This window comes from Streptomyces sp. Root1310 (assembly GCF_001426425.1).
GTDB lineage: Bacteria > Actinomycetota > Actinomycetes > Streptomycetales > Streptomycetaceae > Streptomyces.
Genome location: NZ_LMEQ01000012.1, coordinates 380810 through 405316 on the forward strand (window position 1 = coordinate 380810; position 24507 = coordinate 405316).

Here is a 24507-nt window from a genome sequence, read left to right on the forward strand (position 1 = left end):
ACAGAACAGCCATGGCTATCTTCCTGAACAAGGACAGCAAGGTCATCGTCCAGGGCATGACCGGTGCCACGGGCATGAAGCACACCAAGCTCATGCTGGCGGACGGCACCAACATCGTCGGTGGCGTGAACCCCCGTAAGGCGGGCACGTCCGTCGACATCGACGGTACCGAGATCCCGGTCTTCGGCACGGTCGCCGAGGCGATGGAGAAGACGGGCGCCAACGTGTCCGTCCTCTTCGTGCCGCCGGCCTTCGCGAAGGCCGCCGTCGTCGAGGCGATCGACGCGGAGATTCCGCTGGCCGTCGTCATCACCGAGGGCATCGCCGTCCACGACTCGGCCGCGTTCTACGCGTACGCCGTGTCGCAGGGCAACAAGACCCGGATCATCGGCCCGAACTGCCCCGGTCTCATCACCCCGGGTCAGTCGAACGCCGGCATCATCCCGGGCGACATCACGAAGCCGGGCCGCATCGGTCTGGTCTCGAAGTCCGGCACGCTGACGTACCAGATGATGTACGAGCTGCGTGACATCGGCTTCTCGTCCGCCGTCGGCATCGGTGGCGACCCGATCATCGGTACGACGCACATCGACGCGCTCGCCGCGTTCGAGGCCGACCCCGACACCGACCTGATCGTCATGATCGGTGAGATCGGCGGCGACGCCGAGGAGCGGGCCGCGGCCTTCATCAAGGACAACGTGAAGAAGCCGGTCGTCGGCTACGTCGCGGGCTTCACCGCGCCCGAGGGCAAGACCATGGGCCACGCCGGCGCCATCGTCTCCGGTTCCTCCGGCACCGCCCAGGCGAAGCAGGAGGCCCTCGAGGCCGCCGGCGTCAAGGTCGGCAAGACGCCGACCGAGACGGCGAAGCTGGCCCGCGAGATCCTCGCGGCCGGCTGAGTTCCAGGCCGGGTACCGGTGGGCCCGCTCCCCCTCGTGGGGAGCGGGCCCACCGGCCTTTCCGGCTCACGGGAGCCGGGTCGGGCCGGGCCGGGCCGGGTTCATTCGGCCAGCGGGAGCAGCCGTTGCGGGCCGTGCCGGATCCCGGACCTCAGCTTGGCGCGCAGGTTCAGTTCCGCGTCCGAGAGCGTTCCGGGGGCGGATCGCGGGGGGACGCCCTGCACCGTCTCCCCGGGGGGCACCGCGGGCTCGTAGCGGGTGGGGGCCGTACGGACGGTCAGTGCGGTCGCGCCGATGATCGCGACCGTGAACGCGATCGCCGCCCTGGTCCAGAAGCGGGCCCGCTGTTCGCTGCCCGCCCGCACGGCGGTCGGCTTGGTCGCACGCAGCCGTTCGGCGGACGCCACCTCCGCCAGCCGCCGGTGCAGTGCCGAGGGGCTCGCCAGCTCGGGCAGCCGCGCGGCCACCGCCTCCCGGGCGTGCAGCAGCCGGTTCGCCGCCGCGGGGGTGCTCGCCTCCGTCTCCGCCGCCGTCTCCGGGAGGTCGAGGCCGACACCGTCGTAGAGGAGGAGCGTGCGGCGGTAGGGCGCGGGGAGGGTCAGCAGGACGTCCAGCAGCGCGCGGTCGGCGGCGTCCGACGGGGGCGGCTCCGGGTGCCGGTAACGGGGGCGGAACCGGTGCCAGGGCGAGAGCGCGTACTCGTACGCCGTCGCCCGCACCCAGCCCGCCGGGTCCCGGTCCACTGCCACCTCGGGCCAGCGCTGCCAGGCCAGTTGGAAGGCGCGTTCGACCGATTCGCGCGCGAGTTCGCGGCGGCCGGACAGCAGGTATGCCTGCCGTACGAGGGCGGGGGCGCAGAAGGCGTAGAGGGCGTCGAAGGCCTGAGCGGGCGTCAGGACGGTCCCGGCGGGCCGGCCCCCGGGGGCTCCAGAGGCTTCAGGGGCTCCGAGAGCCCCAAGCGGCCCAGGCGCCGCTGCCTGCTGGGTGTTCGTCACCATGTCCGCCTCGGTCAGCGATGCCAGCAGTTTCGCGTACGCCTCCCGCCTGCGGCCGCGCGGTGTCGTGCGTCCGGACTCCCACGCGCGCACCGTCTCCCGGGCGACGCCCACCCGCTCGGCTACCTGATCGGGTGTCAGCGAGGCCGCCTCGCGCAGGTGTCGGCGCAGCTCGGGCGGGGGGAGTGGGGCAGGGCTCTGCGTCACAGGGGAACCCTTCGCACGAAAATGTACATAAACATATATTGAGCGACACAACGGTACTTCGCCTGTTACGACGGGAAAGCGCGTGTCGTTGGGAGCATGACGGGCGTGACCCAGATGACCGCTCGCCGACTGTCGTTGTCGCCCCTGCTCGGCCGGATGCGTGACCGATCTTCCGGGCTGGCCGCCGGCCTCCTGGGCGGTGCGCTCGCGGCCGGGCTCGGGCTCGGTTCGTTCGCCGTGCTCGTGATGGTGCTGTGGATCAGCTCGCCGTATCCCGACAGCGGGCCGGACGGCGCGCTGCATGTCGCCGCCGCGCTGTGGCTGCTGGCCCATGGCGCGGAACTGGTCCGCGTCGACACGCTGTCCGGGGTCCCGGCCCCGGTCGGCGTCACCCCGCTGCTGCTGCTCGTGTTGCCCGTGTGGTTGGTGCGGCGCGCCGCGCGGGACGCGGTGGACGGAGGCGGCGGTGACGACGGCGCGGTGTTCGTGAATGCCCGTACGGCGTGGGCGGGTGTCGTCCTCGGCTACCTCGCCGTCGGGGCGGGCGCCGCCTGCTACGCCGCCACCGGTGGCGCGCTGCGGCCCTCGTGGGTGTGGACGGCGGTGTGCGTCCCGGCGGTCGCGGCGCTGGCCGCCGGGGCGGGGGTGTGGTCGGCCTACGGCTGTCCGCGCGGGCCCGTCGACAGCGCGCTGCTCGTGCTGCCCCGCGGGGTGCGCCGACTGCTGCTCGAGCCGGACGGGCGGGAGCGGCTCGGGGTCGCCGGACGGGCGGCGGGGGCCGGGGCCGCGGTGCTCTTCGGGGGCGGGGCGGCGCTGGTGGCGGTGTCGTCGGTGTGGCACCTGGGCGCGGCCCGTGCGGCGTTCCTCCAGCTGACGGAGGGCTGGTCGGGGCGGTTCGCGGTGCTGTTGCTGTGCGTCGCGCTGGTGCCGAACGCGGCGGTGTGGGGGGCGGCGTACGCCCTCGGGCCGGGGTACGCCCTCGGCGCCGGACATGTGGTCGCGCCGTTGTCCTCCGACCCGGCGCCCTTGCTGCCGCAGTTCCCGCTGCTGGCGGCGGTGCCGGAGGCGGGTGGCGGGACGCCGTGGAACTGGGCGGTGGGCGTCGTGCCGGTGGTCGCCGGAGTGACGGTCGGGGTGTTCGTGGCTCGGGGGGCGGGGGTCGGGGGCGGCTGGTCGCGCGGGCGTACCGCGGGGGGCGTGGTGCTGGCGGGGGTGCTGTGCGGGGTGCTGATGGGGGCGCTGGCGGGGTTGGCCGGCGGGCCGTTGGGTGTTTCCGCGTTGGTCCGGTTCGGGCCGGTGTGGTGGCAGGTGGGGGGTGCGGTGGCGTTGTGGACCGTGGGGATGGGGGTGCCGGTGGCTCTGGTGGTGCGGGGGTGGCGGCGCTGGGTGGCGGCGAGGGCGGGGAAGAAGTGTTCTTCGCGGTCTGCGGGGTCTGCGGGGTCTGCGCGGTCTGCGGGGTCTGCGGGGTCTGCGGGGTCCGCTGGGTCCGCGGCCGCCGCGTTGGTGGCGGGCGCCGAGGTGTATGACTTCTCGCCGGTGGAGCACGGCGGTGCGACGGCGTACGGCGACACCGCCGAAACGGCCGAAACCACCGTGTCCGTGCAGGCCGTGCCGGTCATGCCGCTTGTGCCGCCCATGCCGACGGGGCACGTCACGCCGACCGGGCAGGTCACGTCGGCTGGGCAGGTCACGCCGACTGCGCCGTCCGTGCCGCCCGTACCCGAGGTGGCGCCCGCGCCTGTCGAGCCGGTTGATCCCATCGGTCCTCTGGACGCGATGGACCCCCGGGAGGCCCTGCACCCCTGGGGCTCCATGCGGCCCCGGGACCTCATCGAGCCCATGGACCCCAGGGCACCCGGCGGTTACGCGGAGCCGGTGTGGCATGGGGATGTGGGTCGGGAGGCCCGGTGGGCGGCCTTGCGGGAGGCGGGGGAGGACGAGGGGGCCGACGGTTCGGAGGGGAGTGAGGGGAGTGAGAGGGGTGGGGCGGGGCGGTGACCGTCCGGAGGGTTTCGCCCCCGCCGCCCCTTCCCTCCCCGTCCCCGGGGGCTGCCGTCCCCGTCCCCGGGGGCGCCGCCCCCGGGCCCCCGCTTCGGCCCCGAAAGGGCCTCGCCCTCAGGCGCCGGACGGGCTGACGGTGTGTTGGGCCGGGCCGGACGTCAGGCGTTGGCGCCCAGGATGTTCCGCAGTTCCTTGGGGAGCAGGTCGTCGCAGGACTGTTTGGCCTCGTTGGTGAGGGCGTCCTTCGTGCAGGTGTAGTAGTCGCTGTAGACCAGCTGCGCGGTGAAGCTCGCGGCGACCAGGGCCAGGGCCAGGGACGCGGTGACCAGGCCGCTGACGGCGGCGGTCCGCTGGGGGCGGCCGGCGGGCTCCGGGGTGGGCGGGGCGTCCGGGTCGGGGGTGCGGGGCTTGGCGCGCAGGGCGCTGATTCCCCAGTTCAGGGCCAGCGCGCCGAGCAGCAGGGCCACGTACGGCCAGCCGAAGAGCGCGAAGAAGAAGGCCCACATCCCGCAGAGCAGGGCGTAGCGCGCGTGGCGCTGGGCGGGGTCGGTCGGGTCCCAGCGCTTGGCGGGGTCGGGGCCCGGGCCGCCGCCCTCGGGGGTGCCGCCGGGACGCTCGCCGAAGCCGCCGGGGGAGCGGCCGGGCTGCTGGTCGCTCCACTGGCCGCCCCAGGGGGTGCGCCCGCCCTCGGGGGCGCCGCCCGCCGGGCGCCGGGGCTGCCAGGGACGGTCCGGGGTGCCCTCGGGGGGCGGGGCGAAGGGGTTGTCGTCCTCGGGGGGCGGGTTGTCGCCCGAGTTGTCGCCCGAGGGGGCGTCGGGGGGAGAGGTTGGGCGCTCTCGCAGCAGCACGGCGCCGCGCTCCCCTCCCTGCCGTGACTGCGGGGGGAGCGTGAGGAGTCGCAGACTGCGGTCCGGCATCAAGTGGGCGTCTTCCCCTAGTGATCGGCTAGTGATCGGCTTTGGCTGATAATGAACGGTTTTGGGCTGGTACTGCCTAGCTGGTCCGTCACTTGCAGAACGCACCGCGTCGCCACCGCGTTCCCGAGCCCGCTCGCCCCAGACGCTACCTTCCGGCCAAGCCCCCGTCCCGTGGGGGCCGTCCGGTGTGCCGGTATCGTTGCTGACGGTCGGCCGCTTCGTAGACTTCCCCGTATCCCGGGGCGCGAAGCATTCGTACGAATGTATAAACCGGCCGTGCAAACGCTTCCCCGAGAAAGGGCCCCCACCGTGGCCGCCAAGCCCGTGGCCAAGCGCCTCGTCGTGCTGGTCTCCGGATCCGGTACGAACCTCCAGGCTCTCCTCGACGCCATCGCGGCCACCGGCGTCGACGCCTACGGCGCGGAGATCGTGGCCGTCGGAGCCGACCGGGAGGGCGTGGAGGGGCTCGCCCGGGCCGAGCGCGCCGGGATTCCTACCTTCGTGCGCAAGGTCAAGGACTTCGGGAGCCGGCAGGAGTGGGACGCCGCGCTCGCCGAGGCGGTGGCCGCCCACGAGCCGGACCTCGTCGTCTCGGCCGGGTTCATGAAGATCGTGGGGAAGGAATTCCTGGCGCGGTTCGGGGGGCGGTTCGTCAACACGCACCCGGCCCTGCTGCCCAGCTTTCCCGGGGCCCACGGGGTGCGGGACGCGCTCGCGTACGGCGCCCGGGTCACCGGCTGCACCGTCCACTTCGTCGACGACGGCGTCGACACCGGACCGATCATCGCCCAGGGCGTGGTCGAGGTCCGGGACGAGGACGACGAGAGCGCTCTGCACGAGCGCATCAAGGAAGTCGAGCGAAGGCTGCTCGTCGAGGTCGTGGGGCGGCTCGCCCGCAACGGCTATCGCATTGAGGGACGAAAGGTAGTTATCCAGTGACCGCCGACAGCACTGTCACGGCAGAGAGCAGCAAGCGGGGCATCCGTCGCGCGCTCGTCAGCGTCTACGACAAGACCGGTCTGGAAGAGCTCGCGCGCGGGCTGCACGAGAGCGGCGTCGAGCTCGTCTCCACCGGGTCCACCGCCTCCCGTATCGCCGCCGCCGGCGTCCCCGTCACCAAGGTCGAGGAGCTCACCGGCTTCCCCGAGTGCCTGGACGGCCGGGTCAAGACCCTGCACCCCAAGGTGCACGCCGGCATCCTCGCCGACCTGCGCCTCGACAGCCACCGGCAGCAGCTGGACGAGCTGGGCGTCGCGCCGTTCGACCTCGTCGTCGTGAACCTCTACCCCTTCCGGGAGACCGTCGCCTCGGGCGCCTCCGAGGACGAGTGCGTCGAGCAGATCGACATCGGCGGGCCGTCCATGGTGCGCGCCGCCGCGAAGAACCACCCGTCGGTGGCCGTGGTCACCAGTCCGGCGCGGTACGCCGACGTCCTCTCGGCCGTGCGGTCCGGCGGCTTCGACCTGGCCGCCCGCAAGCGGCTCGCCGCCGAGGCCTTCCAGCACACCGCCGCCTACGACGTGGCGGTCGCCTCCTGGTTCGCGTCCTCCTACGCGCCCGTGGACGAGTCGCGGTTCCCCGACTTCCTCGGCGCCACCTGGGAGCGCAAGAGCACCCTGCGCTACGGCGAGAACCCGCACCAGCCCGCCGCGCTCTACGTGGACGGCAGCGGCGGCGGTCTCGCCGAGGCCGAGCAGCTGCACGGCAAGGAGATGTCGTACAACAACTACACGGACACGGACGCCGCGCACCGTGCCGCGTACGACCACGCCGAGCCGGCCGTCGCGATCATCAAGCACGCCAACCCGTGCGGGATCGCCGTCGGCGCGGACGTGGCCGAGGCGCACCGCAAGGCGCACGCCTGTGACCCGCTGTCGGCCTTCGGCGGCGTCATCGCCGTCAACCGGCCGGTCAGCAAGGAGCTGGCGGAGCAGGTCGCGGAGATCTTCACCGAGGTCATCGTCGCGCCCGGCTACGAGGAGGGGGCGCTCGAGGCCCTCACCAAGAAGAAGAACATCCGGGTGCTCAGGGCGCCGCAGGGCCCCGCGGGCGCCGTCGAGCTCAAGCCCGTCGGCGGCGGCGCGCTGCTCCAGGTCACCGACCGGCTCCAGGCCGACGGCGACGACCCGGCGAACTGGACCCTGGCGACCGGCGAGGCGCTCGGCGCGTCCGAGCTGGCCGACCTGGCGTTCGCCTGGCGGGCCTGCCGGGCCGTCAAGTCCAACGCCATCCTGCTCGCCAAGGACGGCGCCTCGGTCGGTGTCGGCATGGGGCAGGTCAACCGGGTCGACTCGGCCAAGCTGGCCGTCGAGCGGGCGGGTGAGGAGCGGGCGCGTGGCTCGTACGCCGCCTCCGACGCGTTCTTCCCCTTCCCCGACGGGCTGGAGGTCCTGGTCGAGGCGGGTGTCAAGGCCGTGGTGCAGCCCGGCGGTTCGGTCCGTGACGAGCTGGTCGTCGAGGCCGCGAAGAAGGCGGGCGTGACGATGTACTTCACGGGGACGCGCCACTTCTTCCACTGATCTTCCCCGATCAACGCCGCGGCCCCGGTCGCCTCTCCCGCAACCAGGAGGGGGACCGGGGCCGACGTGCGTTCATCCGCGGCGCAGCGCGTGGGGCAGCGCGTGTGTCAGGGCGTGGGTCAGCGCGTGGGTCAGTGCGTGCGGATCACGATCGAGCTGCACACCTTGTCGGCGAACGTCTGCTTCTTGGCGTCCCAGGCGGGCCACAGCCAGCCGAGGTAGCACGCCAGGCTGTCCAGGAAGTGGGCCAGGCGGCGGACGAACGCCATGCCGACGCCGAGCGGCTGCCCGTCGATCTCCCGCACCAGACGGATGCCCAGCGCCTTCTTGCCGACCGTCTGGCCGGTGCGACCCTCCTGGATCAGCTGCCAGATCGCGAGGCCGAGCAGGGCGATGGCGCCGAGGGCCATCAGTGCCGGAGTGTCCTTGCCGATGATGACGAGCGCGTAGGGCACCGCGAACACCAGCATGTCGACCAGGGTGCCCAGGAACCGCTGGCCCCAGTTCGCGTACGGCGGCTGACCGCCGTAGCCGGGCTGCTGCGGGTAGCCGTAACCCTGCTGCGGATATCCCGGCTGCTGCGGGTAGCCGGGCTGCTGGGGGTAGCCGGGCTGCTGCGGCTGGCCGTAACCCTGCGGGGGGACGCCCTGCGGCGCCTGCTGGCCGTAACCGGGCTGGCCCTGCTGGGGGTAGCCGTAACCGGGCTGCCCCTGCTGGGGGTTCTGCGGCTGACCGTAGGGGTCGTTGGGCGGGCCGAAGCTCATGGCGATTTTCCTCCGTTGCACAAGCGGGGACGACGCGGAGTGCGCGGAGGAACATCTTCAGATGAGCGGTTTGCCCCCCAACACCGACCGCATACTGCGGAGACCCATCGTTCTTGGACAGGTGTGCTCCTGTCCAGCCGCATTCCGCAGGCTTTGTGCAAGTGCAACCTTCCCGATCATGGCCGAAACGGCATCGGGCGGACCCGCCGGGGGCGGCGAGGGCTGCGGCCGGGACCCGGTTCGCGGGTGCCCGGGTTCTTCCGGATTGGAACCGGGGGCCCGTCATCCGGGAGGATGGGTCCATGACCGCCCAGATTCTCGATGGCAAGGCCACCGCAGCCGCGATCAAGTCCGATCTGACCGCCCGGGTGGCGGCGCTGAGGGAGAAGGGCGTGACGCCCGGACTCGGCACGATCCTCGTCGGCACCGACCCCGGCAGCCAGAAATACGTCGCCGGCAAGCACCGCGACTGCGCCGAGGTCGGCATCGCCTCCATCCAGCGCGAGCTGCCCGGCACGGCCACCCAGGAGGAGATCGAGGCGGTCGTCCGCGAGCTGAACGACGACCCCGACTGCACCGGCTACATCGTCCAGCTCCCGCTGCCCAAGGGCATCGACGAGAACCGGATCCTGGAACTCATGGACCCGGCCAAGGACGCCGACGGCCTGCACCCGATGAACCTCGGCCGGCTGGTCCTCAACGAGCCCGCCCCGCTGCCCTGCACCCCCAACGGCGTGCTCACGCTGCTGCGCCGGTACGGCGTCGAGATCAAGGGCGCCGAGGTCGTGGTCGTCGGCCGCGGGGTCACCATCGGCCGCTCGATGCCGCTGCTGCTGACGCGGCGCAGCGAGAACGCGACGGTGACCCAGTGCCACACCGGCACCCGGGATCTCTCGGCGCACCTGAAGCGGGCCGACATCATCGTCGCCGCGGCCGGTTCGGCGCACCTGATCCGGGCCGAGGACGTCAAGCCGGGCGCGGCCGTGCTGGACGTCGGCGTCTCCCGCAACGCGGAGGGGAAGATCGTGGGCGACGTCCACCCGGACGTCCGTGAGGTGGCCGGCTGGGTCTCCCCCAACCCCGGCGGCGTGGGCCCGATGACCCGTGCTCAGCTGCTGGTCAACGTGGTGGAGGCGGCGGAGCGCAGTGCCCACTGACGGAACCACCGGCAAGGCCGGGAACCTCGACGAGACCGACAGCGCCGACGTCACCGAAGGCGTCGGCACCCCCGGCACCCCCGACACGACAGACACCCCCGGCACCACCCACACCACCGGCACCACCAGCGCCGACGTCACGGAGGGTGTCGACGGCATCGAGGTGCGGGACCCGGTCAGCGCGCCCGACGCCGACGGGGTGCCGCGCCGCACCACCCGCCGTTTCCCGCTGTTCACCCGGGACACCGCGCGTCCCGAGGGCGGCGGCCGGGCCGCGCCCGGTGACGCGCTGGCCGCCCGGCAGTGGCCGATCATCGTCGTCCTCGGCATCGTCGCGCTCGGCCTGCTGGTGACCGCGCTCGACGTGTTCCGGATCGGCACGATTCTGATCGGCGTCGGGCTGCTGGTCGGCGCGGGCCTGCGCTGGCTGCTGCCCGGGGTCGGCATGCTCGCCGTACGCTCCCGCTTCACCGACATCGTGACGTACACCGTGCTGGGCACGGCGATCGTCCTGCTGGCGCTGATGGCCCAGCCCAACCCGTGGCTGCAGATCCCCTTCCTGAAGGACACCCTGCACTTCACGGTCAGCAGCTGACCTGAGCTGACCTGACCTGATCCGAGCTGAGCCGAGTTGGGCGCAGCGCGACGCGTCGGCGGCCCGTCCCCATCCCCCGAGGAGGGCGGGCCGCCGACGCGTTCCACGTTCCACCCTCCTGACCTGCCTGTTCAACAGCTGTCAGGGCGCTGTGGCACGGAAGTGACCGTTCCGCCACGGTGTGCGCGCCCCGCGACAGCCGCCCCCGCCGCGGGAACCGTCCGGCCGTCCCGCGTCGTCCCCCCAACGGATCGAAGGAAAGGTGGGCGGGATGGGCGCCTGGCAGCCGCTGCCGGACGGGCTGCCGTCGGAGGTACGGCACTTCGTGGAGCAGTTGCGGCAGCTCAAGGACGGTACGGGCCTCAGTCTTGCCTCGCTCGGCGCGCGCACCGCGTACAGCAAGTCCTCCTGGCAGCGCTATCTCAACGCCGTCCAGCCGCCGCCCCGGCAGGCCGTCGCCGCGCTGTGCCGGGTGGCGGGCCTGTCCGGCGCGGATGCCGAACGGCACGTCGTGCGCTGGGAGTTGGCCGTCGAGGTCTGGCCTCGGCCGGCGCCGGCGAACCCGGCCGAGGAGTACCGGGAGGACCCGACGATCCCCTGGTGGGACAGTCTGGAGGAGCCCGCTCCCCAGGCCGCGCCCCGGCCCGCCGGACGCCTGCTGCTGTACGCGGCCCTGCTTCTGCTGGCCCTGCTGTGCACCGCCGTCGGGGGAGCGGTCGTCTTCGGCTGATGCGCGTTCGGCGTGCGGATGTGCGCTCGTCGTGTCGATACGTTGACAGTTCGGGTATGTGTCCCGAATCGTCTCGTCATCGGGTCTAACGTGGCCAATGGGGGGACTTGGCGGAGGGAGGGGGTTCGATGGCTCGCTGGAGGGCTTTGCCCGGTGAACTCGACCCGCAGGTGCGGGAGTTCGCCGAGCAGTTGCGGCGGGTCGTGGACCGCACGGGACTGAGTGTCGCGGCGGTGGCGGACCGTACGGGCTACAGCAAGACGTCCTGGGAGCGGTATCTCAACGGCCGGCTGCTCGCCCCCAAGGGCGCGATCGTCGCGCTGGCCGAGGTCACCGGCACGCCTCCCATCCATCTCACCACCATGTGGGAACTGGCCGAGCGGGCCTGGAGCCGCTCGGAGATGCGGCACGACCGGACCATGGAGGCCGTCCGGATCTCCCAGGCGCGGGCCGCGCTGGGGGAGTTCGGGCCGCCACCCGATGTGCGCGAGAGGGATGTGGGCCGGATCGCGGTGACCCCGGGCGTCGCAGGTCCGGCGGGCGTGTCACCGACGCTGCCGCCGTCGCGGGACGCGCGCGGCTCGGCCGGCGGCGCCCCGCGCGGTTCCGGCCCGGGTTCCGGCCCGGGTGGTTCCGGCCCGCGGCGCACGACGCTGTTCCTCGCGGGGGTCGTGGGGGTGGTGACGATCGTCGTGGGCGCGTTCCTGCTGACCGACGGCGGAGACCCGCAGCAGGCGGTGGGCACCACCGGGTCGCCGTCGCCCGCCTCGGCCGCGCCGGGCACCGCGCTGCCCTCCGGGGTGCTGTGCGCCGGCGCCGACTGCACGGGCCGGGACGCGGAGGAGACGGGGTGCAGCGGCGACCTCGCGACGACGGCGAAGACCGCGACGGTGGGCACGACCCTGGTCGAGGTCCGCTACAGCAGGACGTGCGGGGCGGCCTGGGGCCGGATCACAGGGGCCGCGCAGGGCGACGAGGTGCGGGTGACCGTGGGTCCGGTGCGGCAGACCGGCGCCATCACGGTGGCCGGCGACACGATCGCGTACACCCCGATGGTGGCGGTGAAGAGCGCGACGGACGCGACGGCGTGCGCGGCGCTGGCATCAGGACAGCAGGGCTGCACGCCCTGAGACGGGCCGGGCGCCCGCCTGAGTTCGCCGGGTGCACCCTCAAGCGGCCGGATGCGCCCCCTCAGTCGGGCCGGACGTCCGCCTGAGACGGCCGCGCATGCCCCGAGGCGGCCGGGCGCACGCCTTGGAGCGACCAGGCGTCCGCCCTGACGTGGCCGGGCGCATGCCCTGGCGCGGGCGGCTGCACTCCCTGAGACGGGCCGGGCGGCACGCTCCCGAGCGCCGGGCGCAGGCCCTGAGGCGCGCAGGATGTCCGGCTGGGGCGGCCAGTCGCAGGCCCTGGGGCGGCCAGGCGCAGGCCCTGAGGAGGCCGGGCGCGCGCCCTGGGATGAGCCGGGCGTCCCCCTGGGGCGGTCGGGTGCATGCCGAGGTGGCCGGGTGCCGGGTTGGGCAGGTGACCGGGTGTCGGGCGCCGGGTGCCGGGTTGGGCCGAATGGGTGGGGTGGGTGGCGTCGGCGGGACCCGGCGCAAAAAACTCGGAGCGGGCAGGAATACCTGTCTCCGCCCCGGGCACGCGAACCGTACCCCCACGGGAGTCCGGCGCGACCCGGTACCCCCTCCACGGCGGCCGCGCGGTTCCACCTCTCCCGGACCGGCGGCCGCCGCCCCCTGTCCGGCCGGGGCGGTCCGCCGGCGCCGTCGGGGGCCGCTCCGTCGGGGCAGTTCGGGCCGCTCTGTGGGACGGGCCACACAACCCCGGCCGCCCGGGATCCCGGCGGCGCGATAGCCTGACCGCTGGTTGGATCTCTTGATACCAAGAGATCGATCATTTGTACGTCCCACCAGGGGCAGGGACGCCCCACCGACAGCTGTCATACGGAGAACGCCATGACCCGCACTCCCGTGAACGTCACCGTCACCGGCGCGGCCGGCCAGATCGGTTACGCCCTGCTCTTCCGCATCGCCTCCGGCCAGCTGCTCGGCGCGGACGTGCCGGTCAAGCTGCGCCTGCTGGAGATCACCCCCGCGCTGAAGGCCGCCGAGGGCACCGCCATGGAGCTCGACGACTGCGCGTTCCCGCTGCTCCAGGGCATCGACATCAGCGACGACCCGAACGTCGCCTTCGACGGCGCCAACGTCGCCCTCCTCGTCGGCGCCCGCCCCCGCACCAAGGGCATGGAGCGCGGTGACCTCCTCGAGGCCAACGGCGGCATCTTCAAGCCGCAGGGCAAGGCCATCAACGACCACGCCGCGGACGACATCAAGGTCCTGGTCGTCGGCAACCCGGCCAACACCAACGCCCTGATCGCCCAGGCCGCCGCCCCGGACGTACCGGCCGAGCGCTTCACCGCGATGACCCGCCTCGACCACAACCGCGCGCTGACCCAGCTCGCGAAGAAGACGGGCTCGACGGTCGCCGACATCAAGCGGCTGACCATCTGGGGCAACCACTCCGCGACCCAGTACCCGGACATCTTCCACGCCACGATCGCCGGCAAGAACGCCGCCGAGACCGTGAACGACGAGAAGTGGCTGGCCGAGGACTTCATCCCGACCGTCGCCAAGCGCGGCGCGGCCATCATCGAGGCGCGTGGCGCGTCCTCCGCCGCCTCCGCCGCCAACGCGGCCATCGACCACGTGTACACCTGGGTCAACGGCACGGCGGACGGCGACTGGGCCTCCATGGGCATCCCGTCGGACGGCTCCTACGGCGTCCCGGAGGGCCTCATCTCCTCCTTCCCGGTCACCACCAAGGACGGCTCGTACGAGATCGTCCAGGGCCTGGACGTCAACGAGTTCTCCCGCGCCCGCATCGACGCGTCGGTGCAGGAGCTGGCGGAGGAGCGCGAGGCGGTCCGCGCGCTCGGCCTCATCTGAGTCCTGCCGGCCGGTCTCCGACCGCCGCCGACTGTTTTCCGATCCCCGGGTGGCTGCTCCAGCTGCCCGGGGATCGGCGCGTTCCGGGCATCACCGTGCCCCCGGCATCACCGCGTTGCGGGGTCCGTGACGAGTTCCGCGAGCTTCAGGTACGCCCGGGTGGTCGCCGGGCGCAGCCGGCCGAGGCCGTCGAAGCCGGAGTTGCGCAGCGCCGGGTCGGACGGGATGCGGACGACCCGTTCGGCGTCCACGCCCAGGCGTTGCGGGAAGTCCGCGGGCAGCCGGCGGCTCGCGTTCGCCGGGCCGCCGACCACCACGACGACGTCCCTCATCAGGCCCCGTGACCGGTCGGGCAGCCGACGGAGCAGGTGTCGCGCGTCGCCGAGGGACGCTTCGGACGCGGTGCAGCACAGGATCAGCTGGTCCGTCAGATCCAGGACCGCTTCGGCGGGCCGGTCCGCGCGGGACGGCAGGCAGTTGGTGAGCACGAACGCGTAGTAGGGATCGGCCAGGGTCAGCACCCGGGCGTACTCCTGCGCGTGTGCGGGATTGAGGTCGGCCCGGGCGCCGTACCCGGCGACCTCCAGGCCGGAGTCCAGACGCGTGGTGAGGGCCCGGATCCCCGCGTAGGGGGTGTCGGGCGGCAGCAGGGCGATGTCCCGGGTCGCGGCCCGTTCCCGGTCTCGCAGATACCGGTTCAGGGCCCGCTCGGTGGGCGGTCCGTCGAGGGCGAGGACGGGCTCGCCGCGCACGGTGGCCAGCAGGGAGCCGAGCACCACCGTCGTGACGGTCCGCCCGGTGCCCGCGTGGGCGCCGAGCAGGGTCAGCCGGCGGCCCTGGCCCAGTGGGACGCGCAGCCGCTCCAGCAGCGCCTCGCTGTCCCGGCGGGCGGTGCCGAAGCGGGGCAGCCGCAGCGGGCTCACGGTCTCGGCGGGCACGGGCTCGGCGGGCGGCGGGCGCAGCGGCACCCGGGGGGCGAGGCGGATCGGCACCCGCGACGGCGAGGAGTCCCGCACCGCACGCGCCAGGCTGATGTACCGGGCGAGCACGTCCGCGATCTCGCCCGCCGCCGGGCGCGCGGCGGGAAGCGGGTCGAAGCAGCGCAGGACCAGCAGGCGCAGGCTCTCCCAGCCGTCGCCCTGCCACAGGTGCATGCCGTCCGGCAGGCCCGGGGTGTTCACCCCGACCCTGCTGCTGATCAGCTGGAGCAGCTCGCCCAGCGAGCGCATGTTGTCCTTGACGGTGGGGGCCGAGCCGGTGCCTTCGTAGCGGCCGTCCACCACGCAGTCCGACAGGTTGCCGAGCACCACGGTGCGCCGCAGCACGAACACACCGTCGGCGCTCAGGTCGCAGAGCACCAGCCCGTTGAGGTGGCACACGCTCAGCGCGCTCGACAGATGCCAGCCGACGAGGAGTCCGGTCAGCAGGTCGAAGGGGGCGCTGCCGTCCTCGGCGGCCGCGGTCAGCAGTTCGGCGAGACGCGGCGGCTGCCGCCGCACACCGCCCTCGTCGGCGATCGGGGCCATCGCCAGCCAGGGCGGACTGTCGTCGAGACCGGTGCCGAGCGGCTTGGGCGCGTACTGCCCGCCCAGCCGTTCGAGCACCCGGGCCTCCACCTCGATCAACCGCGCGTTGGCGGCGGGCAGATCGGGTCGCGGGGTACGCACGACGGCCCACTGCCGGCTGCCGTTGGCCCGCTCGGTGACGCCCAGGTACGCCACCGTGCGGCGACCGCGTCGCCGCCCCCGCAGCTCGTATGGGCCGATGCGCCGGGGGTCGGCGTCCGTCAGCTGCCCCCAGTCGTCGCCCGGGTCGGACGGCTGCGCGGGCCCGGACGGTCCCGCCCCGCGGTCGCGCCGTACGGTCGACACCCCGAGCCGGGCCAGCAGCCGCCGCTCCACCGAGGTGAACGGCCGGTGCGAGCCCGGGAGTTCGGCCGAGCCGTCCGGATGTGCCAGCCAGGCGGGGAAGTCGGGCGAGTTGCCCGCCAGTTGCTCCAGGCGCCGTCCGATGCTGCGGCTGGTACCGAGGAGTTCGGCCTGCGGAACGGCGTCCAGCAGTACCGCTTTGGACTCCTCGGTGAAGTCGAAGACCAGGTGCTTGGCGGGCAGCGGACCGGGCACGGGGGCCGGCGCGGGCCGCACCAGCCCGCCCAGGAACACCTCCGCGAGGTGCGAGGTCGTCGCCGGCCACGGCACCGCCGACTGCACCAGACGCATCACCGGCACCGACAGCGGCGAGACCGCCGCCAGATGCGCCGCCAGCCGGTACGCCTCCGGGGTGGCCGCGTCCCGGAAGTGCTGGGCGCTCTGCAGGTCACGGGCGGCGGTCACGGCCGCGTGCCGGGTCGGCCGGGACAGCAACGGCAGCTCCACGGTGGTGCCGGGCGAGGCGAGCAGCCGCGCCCAGTCGCCGAGCGCCCGGGCCGAGGGCTCCAGGACCGGTACCGGTACGTCGGCGAAGCGGGCCAGATCGGGTGGCAGCACCGGATCGGTGATCCGCCAGGACGTGTTGGCGCCGCCGATGCGCCGGGTCGTCGCCTGCCAGCGCTCGGCGTGGATGCCGGACGCCTCCCACATCTCCTGCGGCAGGGTGTGCAGCAGAGCCACCGGGCCGCGGGCCGCCCACGAGTGCAGCAGCGCGTACAGGGCCCCGTGCCGCCAGGCCCGGCCCATGCCGTCACTGACCACGAGCACCAGGGTGCGGCCCGTCGGGTCGTTGACGGTGGTCGTGGGCACGGGCGTGCTGTCCGGCTGGAAGGGGCGTGCGTGCAGCCGGGGCTCGCCCGCGGAGCGGGTGTCCAGGCCGAGGACGCGGGTGGTGGCGAAGGCGCCCAGGCGTTCGAGCAGGACGCGCAGCTCGGCGCCGAGCCGGTGCCACAGCAGCATCGACAGGCCGTCGTCGACGAGCAGGACGAGATGCAGCCAGCGCTCCTGCACCGGCCGCAGCACCACGTCCGGCAGCCGGGTCTCGGCGAGTTCCACGGCCGTGCGCTCCTCGTCGATCTCGCGCCGCCGCCGACTGGCCTGTCTGCGCCGCAACGGCCGCAGCGCACGGCCCAGTCCGAGCTCGTCGGTGAGGGCCTTGCCCTCCGGCACCCGCACCGGCATCGCCGAGCGCGGCTCGGTCTGCCGGGCGGGCCGCGGTTCGGGCCGGGCGGGGGCCGGCGGACGGCGGGCCGACGCGTACAGGGAGGACGACGTGAGGTCGGGCAGGTCCTCGCCGTGCGGTGGCGGCGCCGACCGCGGCGGGGTCTCGTCGCCCGCCGGGGCGGTAGGCGGCGGAGGTGGCGGCTCCTCGGCCGGACGCAGCCCCCGGCTCAGCGGCGCGTCGGGACCGGCCGGCAGCCGGCGGGCGAGCCAGAGCACGTCGAGGACCTGTTCCGCGTCCAGGTCGTGGCCGCAGGCCCGCAGGACCCGCAGCGCCTCGGCGAGCCCGCTGCCCCCGGACATCTCACATCGACCCGGTGAGCTGGTGCAGCACGGCGTCGAGCAGGCCCTCCGCGTCGAGGTCGACCCCGCCCGCGCGCAGGAAGACGGCGTTGAGCAGCTGGTCGGTGGCCAGCTCACCCGGCACGCGCCGCCGCAGGAACGCCTCCAGCAGGTCGTCGGCCGCCCGCAGCGCGTCCTGTCCGAGATGCGCGGCGACGATCCTGCGCAGCCGCTCCTCGTCGGGCACCGGCAGGTCCAGGCGGATGCAGCGGCGCAGGAAGGCGGGCGGGAAGTCGCGCTCGCCGTTGCTGGTGATGACGACGACGGGGAACTCGGCGCACTGGACGCGGCCCTGGTGCACCCGGACCGTGCCGCGGTGGTCGTCGGTCTGCACCTCGATGTCGGTGACGTCCTCGGGGAGCCGGGTCAGCTCGGGGATCTCGAAGACCCCCTCCTCGAAGACGGTGAGCAGATCGTTGGGCAGGTCGACGTCGCCCTTGTCCATCTCGTCGATGAGCAGGGCGCGCGGCACCGGGGACGGCACCAGGGCGGTACCGAGCGGGCCGAGCCGGACGAACGTGCCGATGGACGGCTCGCGTTCGCCCCGGTCCCGGCTGAGGGTGGTCTCGCGCAGCCGCCCGATCGCGTCGTACTGGTACAGGGCCTCCTTCACGGTGGAACGGCTGTTGACGGGCCAGCGCAGCAGCTCGCCCAGCCGCAGCTCGTGCGCGACGGCCCGCGCCAGGGAGGACTTGCCGGTGCCGGCCGGTCCGGTGACCAGCAGCGGGCGGCGCAGGTGCAGCGCGGCGTTGACGACGTCCGCGTGCTTCGGCTCGATGAGGTACGGCAGCTCCTGGCGCCCGGCCCCGGTGGGCCCGAAGCGGCGCCACGGCGGGGCCGCGGGCAGGGCGACGGCACGGGGCACGCCGTCGCCGCGGAACAGGCGCCAGTCCGCTTCGGCGGCGGAAGTCATGTGCTCTCCTGGGGTTCGGTCAGGTGCAGCCGGGGCACGGTGCGGTCGGCGTCGGCCCAGGCCAGGACGGGCCGACCGGGATACTCCAGCGGGCGGGCCAGAGTGTTGGCGCGGTACGAGCGCACCCCGTCGGGCAGCTCACGGGTGGCCACCTCCGCCAGGCGTTCCACCACATGGCCGTCGGCGTCCCGGCCGCGGTCCCACACGACGACCGGGACGCCCACCGCCAGGCAGATCTGCACGACGCGGTCCCGGAGGGCCGGATCGGCGGCGACGGAGACACGGACCGTGTCGAGACGGCCCATCAGTTCGTAGTAGATCTTGTTCGGATCGAGCGTGGCGTCCGAGACGACCAGCGTCGTGCCGGAGTCGAGGCGGCTCCAGCGGCGCCGCCAGTCGGGGAGAAAACGCTCATGCCGGCGCAGAAGTTCCGGACAGTGCACGACGAGCGGGAACTCGACGCCGAGGACGCCGGGCACGATCTGGTCCGGGGTGTGCCCCTCCCACTCGTCGATGGGCAGGTTGAGGCCGGTCCGGTCCACCAGCACCTCCACCAGCGGGCGTTGCCCGTCCCCCGCGGACGGTCCCAGGGTCTCCAGGACACGCAGCAGCTCACGGGCCGCCCCGGACGCCGAGTACGAAACGGACGTGTCCGTGGACACCTGGCGCGGACCGGCCCCCTCGTCGCACCAGATCCGCAGCCGGTGACGGCCCGGCTCGGCCCGGCTCACCTGTACCAGGACACGGGTGCGCAGGGAGCGGCCGCGCAGCACCCGGCCCCACTCCTGGGCGTCCGCGCGCCGCTCGCCCATCGCGGAGCGCGGGATGCCGAGCCGGGCGGCCACCCCGTCCGACCACAGGCGCACGCCCGCCCGCTGTGCCCCGCAGAGCTCGCCGAAGTACTCCACCGCGCGCAGCAGCGCAGGGACCCGCGGTTCGCCGTCCTCGGCGCGGCCGTCGCCCGGCAGGGTCTCCAGATGGTCGATCAGCGCGTCCAGCGTCCCGCCGCCCGGGAACGCGGCCGCCAGGGGCAGCGCGGCGCGTACCGCCTCGGCGAACCGGCCCACCACCTCGTGGTCGAGGCGGCGCAGCAGCTCGTGCAGCCCGTGCAGCTCCCGCGTGGAGAGCAGCCGAGGCACGCGCGAGAGGTGGCCCGCCGCCTGGATGCGGTCGACGGCCTCGGGGTCGCGCCGGTCGCGGCGCAGCAGCCCGATCAGGGCGGGCAGCGCCCGCGGCCGGCTCAGGAGGAAGGACACGAACTCCTCGACCGTGGGCGGGGTGACCTCGCTGCCGGGCGGGACACCGCATTCCCAGGCCAGCCGGCGGGCGATGCCGCCGCGCTCGCTCGCCGTGGGCACGGCGCTGTCGATCTCCTGCATGAGCACCACGAACGCCGGATCGTCCAGGCCGACGGGCGCCGGGTCCGCGCTCTCCAGGGCGCCCACGGCGCGCAGTTCGGCCTGGACGGTCTGCCAGGAGTAGCCCCAGCTGCGGCGGATCAGGTCCTGGGGGTTGAACGGGCGGGGCCGCCCGGCGGTGTCCACGGGCGGTACGAAGTAGTGGGCGACGAGCAGGCCGACGACCGCCTCGTCGTGCAGCGACCACAGCGGTCCGCCGCTGAAGCCGCGGCTGACCGCCATGCCGGTGGCCTCGCCGTCGAGGTAGGCGACCGGCCCACGGTCGGTCTTGACCTGCAGATCGGCGAACGTGTCCTCGCGGCCGCCGCCATGCCAGGCGCGCACCGCCTGTCCGGCCCGCAGCGGGGCCCGGCGGGGTGGCGCGGGGGCGCGGCCGGACGGGGCGTCGATCCGCAGTACGGCGAGGTCGCCGGACCACACGTCGGCGCTCTCGGACACCGGGCCGCCGTCCCGGTCACGCGGCGGAATCCAGTGCGCGACCCGGGCGGGGCAGTGCTCGGCGGTGTCCCACTCGCCCCGGAGGACGACACGCAGCGCCACGGGGCCCGGGGGCCGGGTCTCCCACAGGGACCTGCCGAGGGCGTCGTTCACGACATGGGCGCAGGTGAGCACCAGGTCGTCGCCGAGCAGGAGACCTGCCCCCGACCAGTTGCCGTCGTCCGCCCCGCCGACGGACACCGGGGCCGGTTCCGCACCGTCCCCGTGTCCTTGCGTCCCCCCGAACCAGCCCATGGCTCACTCCGCGCCGGGCGCCGGTTTCCAGGAGGCGGTGACGGTCAGATGCGCCTGCCCGTTCCCGCCCACGATCCCGAGCTTCAGGTCCTGCCCGATCTGGACACCGAACGTGACGCTCAGCTCGGCCGGCGGGTCCGGCACGGCCGAGACGACGTCGTGCACTTCTTGCAGCAGCGGCCCGAGCGGCTTGAGCGTGGCCTTCAGCGCCCCCGCCGCGAAACTCGCGACGGCGGCGCCACCGGTGGCCACGGGGACGGCCCGGCCCATGCCCTCGGGGAGGCCGTCACCGCCCGCCGGGACCGGCGCGGCCCCGGACGTGAGGAGGAATCTGACGGGCGTCCCGTCGTCCAACTCTGCCTCTGCGCTCATGGGTTCGGCCACGCGGCCATTGTGATCGACGAGACGAAAACGGACCAGACCCCCTCATCGAACACGAGCGCTCCGCGCGGGGGCCTTGCCGTCCCGCACGGGGACGGGGACGACAGCGGGGATGCCTTCGGCGACTTCGAGTCGGTTGCCGCCAGTGGTTCCGGCCCAGCCGCTCGCCGACCTGGTCAGGCTCTCCCCGCGTGCGCCGCGCAGCAGCCGCGCCGGCCGCAGCAGCCGCAGCTCCTCGGCGAACCGGTGGCGTGGTTCCCGGCTCCGTCCGGTGACCACCCGTCGCGATGGCATCGCGCGCTCCTCGTGCAACCCCTGGAACACGCGGAGCAATTCAACGCCGTTCCGGGATCAGGCGGTTCGCCGGTACTGCCTGGTCGGCGGCCGGCTTCCGGCCGCGCAGGCCCGTCACGACCACGGCGGTCGCGAGAAGCACCACGACGGCGACCGTGCGCAGGGCCGGGCCCATGCCGCCAGGGAAGTCGGTGTGACCGGCCAGGACCGTGCCGGTGACCGCGACGCCCAGCGCCGCGCCGATCTCCCGGGCGGAGGTGCCGAGGCCGGAGCCGAGGCCCGCCTGGTGCTGGGGGAGGGAGGTGACGACACCCAGGGTGAGGGCGGGCATCGACAGGCCCGTGCCCGCCGAGATGACCAGCAGCCAGCAGGCGTACAGCGCGTAGGGCGTGCCGGCGTCCGCGGTGGACGCGCCGAGCAGTCCCAGGCCGATCAGGGCGAGCCCGGTGCCGACGACCGGGCGCGGGTGCGCCGACCAGCGGGCGGCCAGCTTCGGGACGAGGGCCATGCCGGTGACCACCGGGAGGATCGCGATCCCGGTGACGGCGGGCCCGTAGCCCTTCACGTCCTGCAGGTACTGGGAGTTGACGAAGAACAGCGCGAACAGGCCGAAGAAGCCCGTCATCAGGCCGAGGCTGTTCGCCCGCAGGGCGGGGGAGCGGAACACGCGGGGGTCGAAGAGGGGGGTGCGGGAGCGCAGGGCCCGGAGGGTGAAGGCGGCGACCAGGAGGGCTCCCGCGCCGAACGAGCCCAGGATGCGCGGCGAGGTCCAGCCGTGGTCCGGTCCCTCGATGATGCCGAAGAGGACGGCGACCAGCCCGGCGGTCAGCAGCAGGGTGCCCAGCGGGTCGAGGCTGCTGCGCGGGGAGCGGTCGGTGCGCGGCGTGGTCAGTGCCACGGCGAGCGCCAGCAGCGCCGCCAGCGGGACCATCGCGCCGAACAGGGCCCGCCAGGTCAGGAACTGGCCGACCAGACCGCCGCCCAGGTTGCCTGCCAGGCCGCCGAGGCCGAGGGCGAGGGTCCAGGACGCCATCGCCTGGGCCCTGTGCCGGGGACCGGCGAGATGGACGAGGATCGACATCGTCGTCGGGGTGATGAGTGCGGCGCCCGCTCCCGAGATGCCCCGGCCCGCGATGAGCACCGCGGGGTCGGGCGCGAACGCGCTGGTGGCGGCGCCCGCGGCGAACAGGCCGAGCCCGGTGAGCAGGGCGCCCTTGCGGCCGTGGCGGTCGCCGAGCGCGCCGGCCGGGATGAGCAGGCCGGCGAACGCGATGACGTAGGCGTCGACGGTCCACAGGATCTCGGTGTGCGAGGGGTGCAGGGACGACGAACCCAGTTGCGGGATCAGGAGGTTGATCGCGGCGACCATGCTCTGCGCGACCAGCACGCAGGCGCACAGCGCGAGGAGGGTGGACCGTTTCAGGGCGTGCGAGGGCACGGCTCCTCCCGGGGAGCTCGTTGGGGTGGGATGCCCTTTTCGGGCCCTGTCACCGTAGGCTCGCCGCTGACCTGCTTTCCAGTGCAACCTTTGCAAGGGACGAATGCGTATGACGCAATCCGTGAGGGCGGCTGCGGGCGGATCCCCGGGGCTGGACCTGAATCTGCTGGTCGCGCTGGATGTGCTGCTGGAGGAGCAGAGCGTGCAGGGCGCGGCCCGGCGCCTGCACCTGTCGGAACCGGCCATGAGCCGTACCCTCGGCCGGATCCGCAAGGCGCTCGGCGATCCGGTCCTGGTGCGGGCCGGGCGGCGGATGGTGCCGACGCCCCGCGCGATCGCCGTACGGGCCGAGGTGAGCGCGGTCGTGGAGCGGGCGCGGGCGCTGTTCGCGCCGGCCGAGGGCACCGACCTGAGGACGGTGGTCCGCTCCTTCACGATCCTCGGCCACGACGCCATCGCGGCCGCCCACGGCCCGGCCCTCTACGCCCGCGCCGCCGCCGAGGCGCCCGGTGTCCGGCTGCGCTTCCTGAGCGAGAGTCATATCGACGCGCCGTTCCTGCGGGAGGGCACCGCCGATCTGGAGGTGGGTGTCCTCGACACGGCCGCCCCCGAGGTGCACCGCGAACAGCTCTACGAAGACCGCATGGTGGGGGTCGCCCGAGCCGGACACCCCTTGCTGGAGGGCGAGTTGACGCCCGAGCGGTACGCGCGGGAGGCCGACCACATCATCGTGTCCCGGCGCGGCAAGCTGCACGGGCCGGTCGACGCCGCGCTCGCCGGACTCGGCCTGGAGCGGCGGGTGGTGGGGACCGTCGGTTCCCTGCCCTCGTCCCTGTTCGTCATCCGCGACACCGATCTGGTGGGCCTCAACACCGCCTGGGGGCTGCCGCTGGCGGAGAGCCTCGGCCTGGTCTCCTTCGAGGTGCCGCTGCCGCTGCCCCCGCTCCGGCTGGGCATGGCCTGGCACCCGCGCCACGACGCCGACCCGGCCCATGCCTGGCTGCGCGGCGTGGTGCGGGAGCTGTTCGCCGGGTAGTCAGCGCAGCGGGGCGGAGGGCGTGAGCCGCTTCTCGAACCAGTGGTCGGCGTAGACGTGGTCGACGTAGGCCGGGATCTCCCGGTACCCGCACGCCCGGTACATCGCCTGTGCCTCGGTGAGCGACGCGTTGGTGTCCAGGCGCAGCACGTCGAGGCCGAGCTCGGCCGCCGCTTCCTCCAGCCGTTCGAGGAGCCGGCGGGCCAGGCCGAGGCGGCGGGCGTCCGGGTGCACCCAGACGTGCTTGAGCTCGCCGACGCCGGGTTCCAGGGTGCGCAGTCCTCCGCAGCCCACCGCCCGTCCTTCTTCGTAGGCCACGAAAAAGGCGCCGGTCGGCGCGGAGACCTCTTCCGGGCCGACCAGGTCGGACGCCGTGAAGCTGCCGAAGCGGGCGGTGAGGTCGGCGGCGTAGGCCTCCAGGCAGGCGCGGGCGTCCGGCGCGGCGCCGTCGACCCGCTCGACGGTGATGGCGGCCAGCCGCAGCAGGCGGCGTGCGGTGGCCATCGCCTCGGTCAGTTCCGTGCGCTGTCGCGCGTCGAGTCCGGTCAGCAGGTCGGCCGTGCGCACGTCGGCACGGCGGTTCTGTTCCTTGAGCTCGACGTGTCCGGCCGGGGTCAGCTCGACCGTCCGCAGCCGGTTGTCCTCGGGATGCACGCTGATCCGGACCATGCCCTGCGCCTCCAGGGCCTTCGCCATCCGGCTCAGATACCCGGCGTCGAGGCCCAGCCGGGCGCGCAGCGTGCGCAGGGACACGCCGGCCTCGGCGTCGGCGACCTCGAACAGCAGCCGGGCCTCGCCCAGGGGGCGGCCCTGGCCCAGGTAGTGGTCGTCCAGGGCGCCGATCCGGCGCGTGAAGTAGCGGTTGAAGCGGCGGAAGGCCGCCACCTGCTCTGCCTGCACTGGCTCCATAGTTCTTTGACTTTAGTCAAAGGTTCCGGCCGCGTCCATGGTCCGTCCGGACCGCCCTCCCTGAGTACACGTACGGTTTGTCGCTTTATGTCCATAACTTCAGTGATGCAGCGCACTTTCGGCCAAACATTGCGCATGCAATGAGAGGTTGGGGGCATGTGGA

General features: G+C 73.7%; 20 protein-coding genes. 10 read left to right on the plus strand and 10 right to left on the minus strand.

The features are described 5' to 3' along the window. The first annotated feature begins 11 nt into the window (after window positions 1–11). On the plus strand, window positions 12–899 hold the full coding sequence (gene sucD, locus ASD48_RS19895) for a succinate--CoA ligase subunit alpha (protein WP_057602950.1): 888 nt from the start codon (window positions 12–14) through the stop codon (window positions 897–899). A gap of 101 nt (window positions 900–1000) precedes the next feature. Here the strand turns inward: sucD and ASD48_RS19900 are convergent, their stop codons facing one another. Beyond that, entirely contained in the window at window positions 1001–2101 is a 1101-nt protein-coding gene (locus ASD48_RS19900) for a helix-turn-helix domain-containing protein (protein WP_057602951.1), read from the minus strand. A gap of 96 nt (window positions 2102–2197) precedes the next feature. Here ASD48_RS19900 and ASD48_RS19905 point away from each other — a divergent pair, with 96 nt between their 5' ends. Then, window positions 2198–4099, plus strand: a complete 1902-nt coding sequence (locus ASD48_RS19905) for a DUF6350 family protein (protein WP_057602952.1) — start codon at window positions 2198–2200, stop codon at window positions 4097–4099. Window positions 4100–4260: 161 nt separating this feature from the next. Here ASD48_RS19905 and ASD48_RS19910 read toward each other — a convergent pair whose 3' ends face one another. Further along, window positions 4261–5019, minus strand: coding sequence for a hypothetical protein (locus ASD48_RS19910; RefSeq protein ID WP_057602953.1), 759 nt, complete (start codon window positions 5017–5019; stop codon window positions 4261–4263). A 309-nt stretch (window positions 5020–5328) separates the two neighbouring features. Between ASD48_RS19910 and purN the strand changes: the two genes are divergently transcribed. Together purN and purH are read left to right on the plus strand one after the other, a co-directional pair. Then, on the plus strand, window positions 5329–5958 hold the full coding sequence (purN, locus tag ASD48_RS19915; RefSeq protein WP_054242420.1) for a phosphoribosylglycinamide formyltransferase: 630 nt from the start codon (window positions 5329–5331) through the stop codon (window positions 5956–5958). After that, window positions 5955–7538 (plus strand): bifunctional phosphoribosylaminoimidazolecarboxamide formyltransferase/IMP cyclohydrolase, encoded by a 1584-nt coding sequence (gene purH / locus ASD48_RS19920; RefSeq protein WP_057602954.1) that lies wholly within the window; start codon window positions 5955–5957, stop codon window positions 7536–7538. Before purN ends, purH begins: the two co-directional genes overlap by 4 nt. A 131-nt stretch (window positions 7539–7669) precedes the next feature. Here the strand turns inward: purH and ASD48_RS19925 are convergent, their stop codons facing one another. Then, window positions 7670–8302 carry an RDD family protein gene (locus ASD48_RS19925; RefSeq protein WP_057602955.1) on the minus strand — a complete coding sequence of 211 codons (633 nt, stop codon included), beginning with the start codon at window positions 8300–8302 and terminating at the stop codon, window positions 7670–7672. A 302-nt stretch (window positions 8303–8604) separates the two neighbouring features. Between ASD48_RS19925 and ASD48_RS19930 the strand changes: the two genes are divergently transcribed. The 5 genes from ASD48_RS19930 to ASD48_RS19950 all read left to right on the plus strand — a co-directional run bounded on the left by ASD48_RS19930 (window position 8605) and on the right by ASD48_RS19950 (window position 13732). Beyond that, window positions 8605–9459 carry a bifunctional methylenetetrahydrofolate dehydrogenase/methenyltetrahydrofolate cyclohydrolase gene (locus tag ASD48_RS19930; protein ID WP_057602956.1) on the plus strand — a complete coding sequence of 285 codons (855 nt, stop codon included), beginning with the start codon at window positions 8605–8607 and terminating at the stop codon, window positions 9457–9459. Then, on the plus strand, window positions 9449–10054 hold the full coding sequence (locus ASD48_RS19935) for a DUF3017 domain-containing protein (protein ID WP_079073863.1): 606 nt from the start codon (window positions 9449–9451) through the stop codon (window positions 10052–10054). The genes ASD48_RS19930 and ASD48_RS19935 overlap by 11 nt, the downstream gene beginning before the upstream one ends. A 271-nt stretch (window positions 10055–10325) precedes the next feature. Then, window positions 10326–10784: a helix-turn-helix transcriptional regulator gene (locus tag ASD48_RS19940; RefSeq protein WP_057602957.1), complete on the plus strand. Its 459-nt coding sequence runs from the start codon at window positions 10326–10328 to the stop codon at window positions 10782–10784. A 128-nt stretch (window positions 10785–10912) separates the two neighbouring features. Beyond that, a complete protein-coding gene (locus ASD48_RS19945; RefSeq protein WP_057602958.1) occupies window positions 10913–11914 on the plus strand; it encodes an XRE family transcriptional regulator in 1002 nt (333 codons plus the stop codon). Between the two features lie 828 nt (window positions 11915–12742). Then, window positions 12743–13732, plus strand: a complete 990-nt coding sequence (locus tag ASD48_RS19950) for a malate dehydrogenase (protein WP_057602959.1) — start codon at window positions 12743–12745, stop codon at window positions 13730–13732. A 107-nt stretch (window positions 13733–13839) separates the two neighbouring features. Here the strand turns inward: ASD48_RS19950 and ASD48_RS19955 are convergent, their stop codons facing one another. The 6 genes from ASD48_RS19955 to ASD48_RS19980 are packed head-to-tail and all read right to left on the minus strand — an operon-like array spanning window position 13840 to window position 22399. After that, a complete protein-coding gene (locus tag ASD48_RS19955; RefSeq protein WP_057602960.1) occupies window positions 13840–17184 on the minus strand; it encodes an SAV_2336 N-terminal domain-related protein in 3345 nt (1114 codons plus the stop codon). Between the two features lies 1 nt (window position 17185). Further along, entirely contained in the window at window positions 17186–18136 is a 951-nt protein-coding gene (locus ASD48_RS19960) for a MoxR family ATPase (protein WP_057602961.1), read from the minus strand. Next, window positions 18133–20286, minus strand: coding sequence for a trypsin-like peptidase domain-containing protein (locus tag ASD48_RS19965; protein WP_057602962.1), 2154 nt, complete (start codon window positions 20284–20286; stop codon window positions 18133–18135). The genes ASD48_RS19960 and ASD48_RS19965 overlap by 4 nt, the downstream gene beginning before the upstream one ends. Window positions 20287–20289: 3 nt before the next feature. Then, window positions 20290–20658 carry a CU044_2847 family protein gene (locus ASD48_RS19970; RefSeq protein WP_057602963.1) on the minus strand — a complete coding sequence of 123 codons (369 nt, stop codon included), beginning with the start codon at window positions 20656–20658 and terminating at the stop codon, window positions 20290–20292. Window positions 20659–20712: 54 nt separating this feature from the next. Next, a complete protein-coding gene (locus tag ASD48_RS19975; protein ID WP_157880657.1) occupies window positions 20713–20961 on the minus strand; it encodes a hypothetical protein in 249 nt (82 codons plus the stop codon). Window positions 20962–21001: 40 nt separating this feature from the next. After that, the gene (locus ASD48_RS19980) at window positions 21002–22399 is read right to left on the minus strand and encodes an MFS transporter (protein WP_057602965.1); all 1398 of its coding nucleotides are present in this window, start codon (window positions 22397–22399) and stop codon (window positions 21002–21004) included. Window positions 22400–22508: 109 nt separating this feature from the next. On the opposite strand from ASD48_RS19980, the gene ASD48_RS19985 reads away from it, so the two are divergent. Continuing rightward, window positions 22509–23435, plus strand: a complete 927-nt coding sequence (locus tag ASD48_RS19985) for a LysR family transcriptional regulator (RefSeq protein ID WP_079073865.1) — start codon at window positions 22509–22511, stop codon at window positions 23433–23435. Here the strand turns inward: ASD48_RS19985 and ASD48_RS19990 are convergent, their stop codons facing one another. Further along, window positions 23436–24344: a MarR family winged helix-turn-helix transcriptional regulator gene (locus tag ASD48_RS19990; protein WP_079073866.1), complete on the minus strand. Its 909-nt coding sequence runs from the start codon at window positions 24342–24344 to the stop codon at window positions 23436–23438. Window positions 24345–24507 lie beyond the last annotated feature (163 nt).

What these genes read in the sequence shown, in the direction of transcription:
- ASD48_RS19970 (WP_057602963.1), bottom strand. Translation starts at nt 20,658, where the DNA reads ATGAGCGCAGAGGCAGAGTTGGACGACGGGACGCCCGTCAGATTCCTC.
- ASD48_RS19925 (WP_057602955.1), bottom strand. Translation starts at nt 8,302, where the DNA reads ATGAGCTTCGGCCCGCCCAACGACCCCTACGGTCAGCCGCAGAACCCC.
- ASD48_RS19960 (WP_057602961.1), bottom strand. Translation starts at nt 18,136, where the DNA reads ATGACTTCCGCCGCCGAAGCGGACTGGCGCCTGTTCCGCGGCGACGGC.
- ASD48_RS19965 (WP_057602962.1), bottom strand. Translation starts at nt 20,286, where the DNA reads ATGGGCTGGTTCGGGGGGACGCAAGGACACGGGGACGGTGCGGAACCG.
- sucD (WP_057602950.1), top strand. Translation starts at nt 12, where the DNA reads ATGGCTATCTTCCTGAACAAGGACAGCAAGGTCATCGTCCAGGGCATG.
- ASD48_RS19955 (WP_057602960.1), bottom strand. Translation starts at nt 17,184, where the DNA reads ATGTCCGGGGGCAGCGGGCTCGCCGAGGCGCTGCGGGTCCTGCGGGCC.
- ASD48_RS19930 (WP_057602956.1), top strand. Translation starts at nt 8,605, where the DNA reads ATGACCGCCCAGATTCTCGATGGCAAGGCCACCGCAGCCGCGATCAAG.
- ASD48_RS19990 (WP_079073866.1), bottom strand. Translation starts at nt 24,344, where the DNA reads ATGGAGCCAGTGCAGGCAGAGCAGGTGGCGGCCTTCCGCCGCTTCAAC.
- ASD48_RS19905 (WP_057602952.1), top strand. Translation starts at nt 2,198, where the DNA reads ATGACGGGCGTGACCCAGATGACCGCTCGCCGACTGTCGTTGTCGCCC.
- ASD48_RS19940 (WP_057602957.1), top strand. Translation starts at nt 10,326, where the DNA reads ATGGGCGCCTGGCAGCCGCTGCCGGACGGGCTGCCGTCGGAGGTACGG.
- ASD48_RS19985 (WP_079073865.1), top strand. Translation starts at nt 22,509, where the DNA reads ATGACGCAATCCGTGAGGGCGGCTGCGGGCGGATCCCCGGGGCTGGAC.
- ASD48_RS19910 (WP_057602953.1), bottom strand. Translation starts at nt 5,019, where the DNA reads ATGCCGGACCGCAGTCTGCGACTCCTCACGCTCCCCCCGCAGTCACGG.
- ASD48_RS19950 (WP_057602959.1), top strand. Translation starts at nt 12,743, where the DNA reads ATGACCCGCACTCCCGTGAACGTCACCGTCACCGGCGCGGCCGGCCAG.
- ASD48_RS19975 (WP_157880657.1), bottom strand. Translation starts at nt 20,961, where the DNA reads ATGCCATCGCGACGGGTGGTCACCGGACGGAGCCGGGAACCACGCCAC.
- ASD48_RS19945 (WP_057602958.1), top strand. Translation starts at nt 10,913, where the DNA reads ATGGCTCGCTGGAGGGCTTTGCCCGGTGAACTCGACCCGCAGGTGCGG.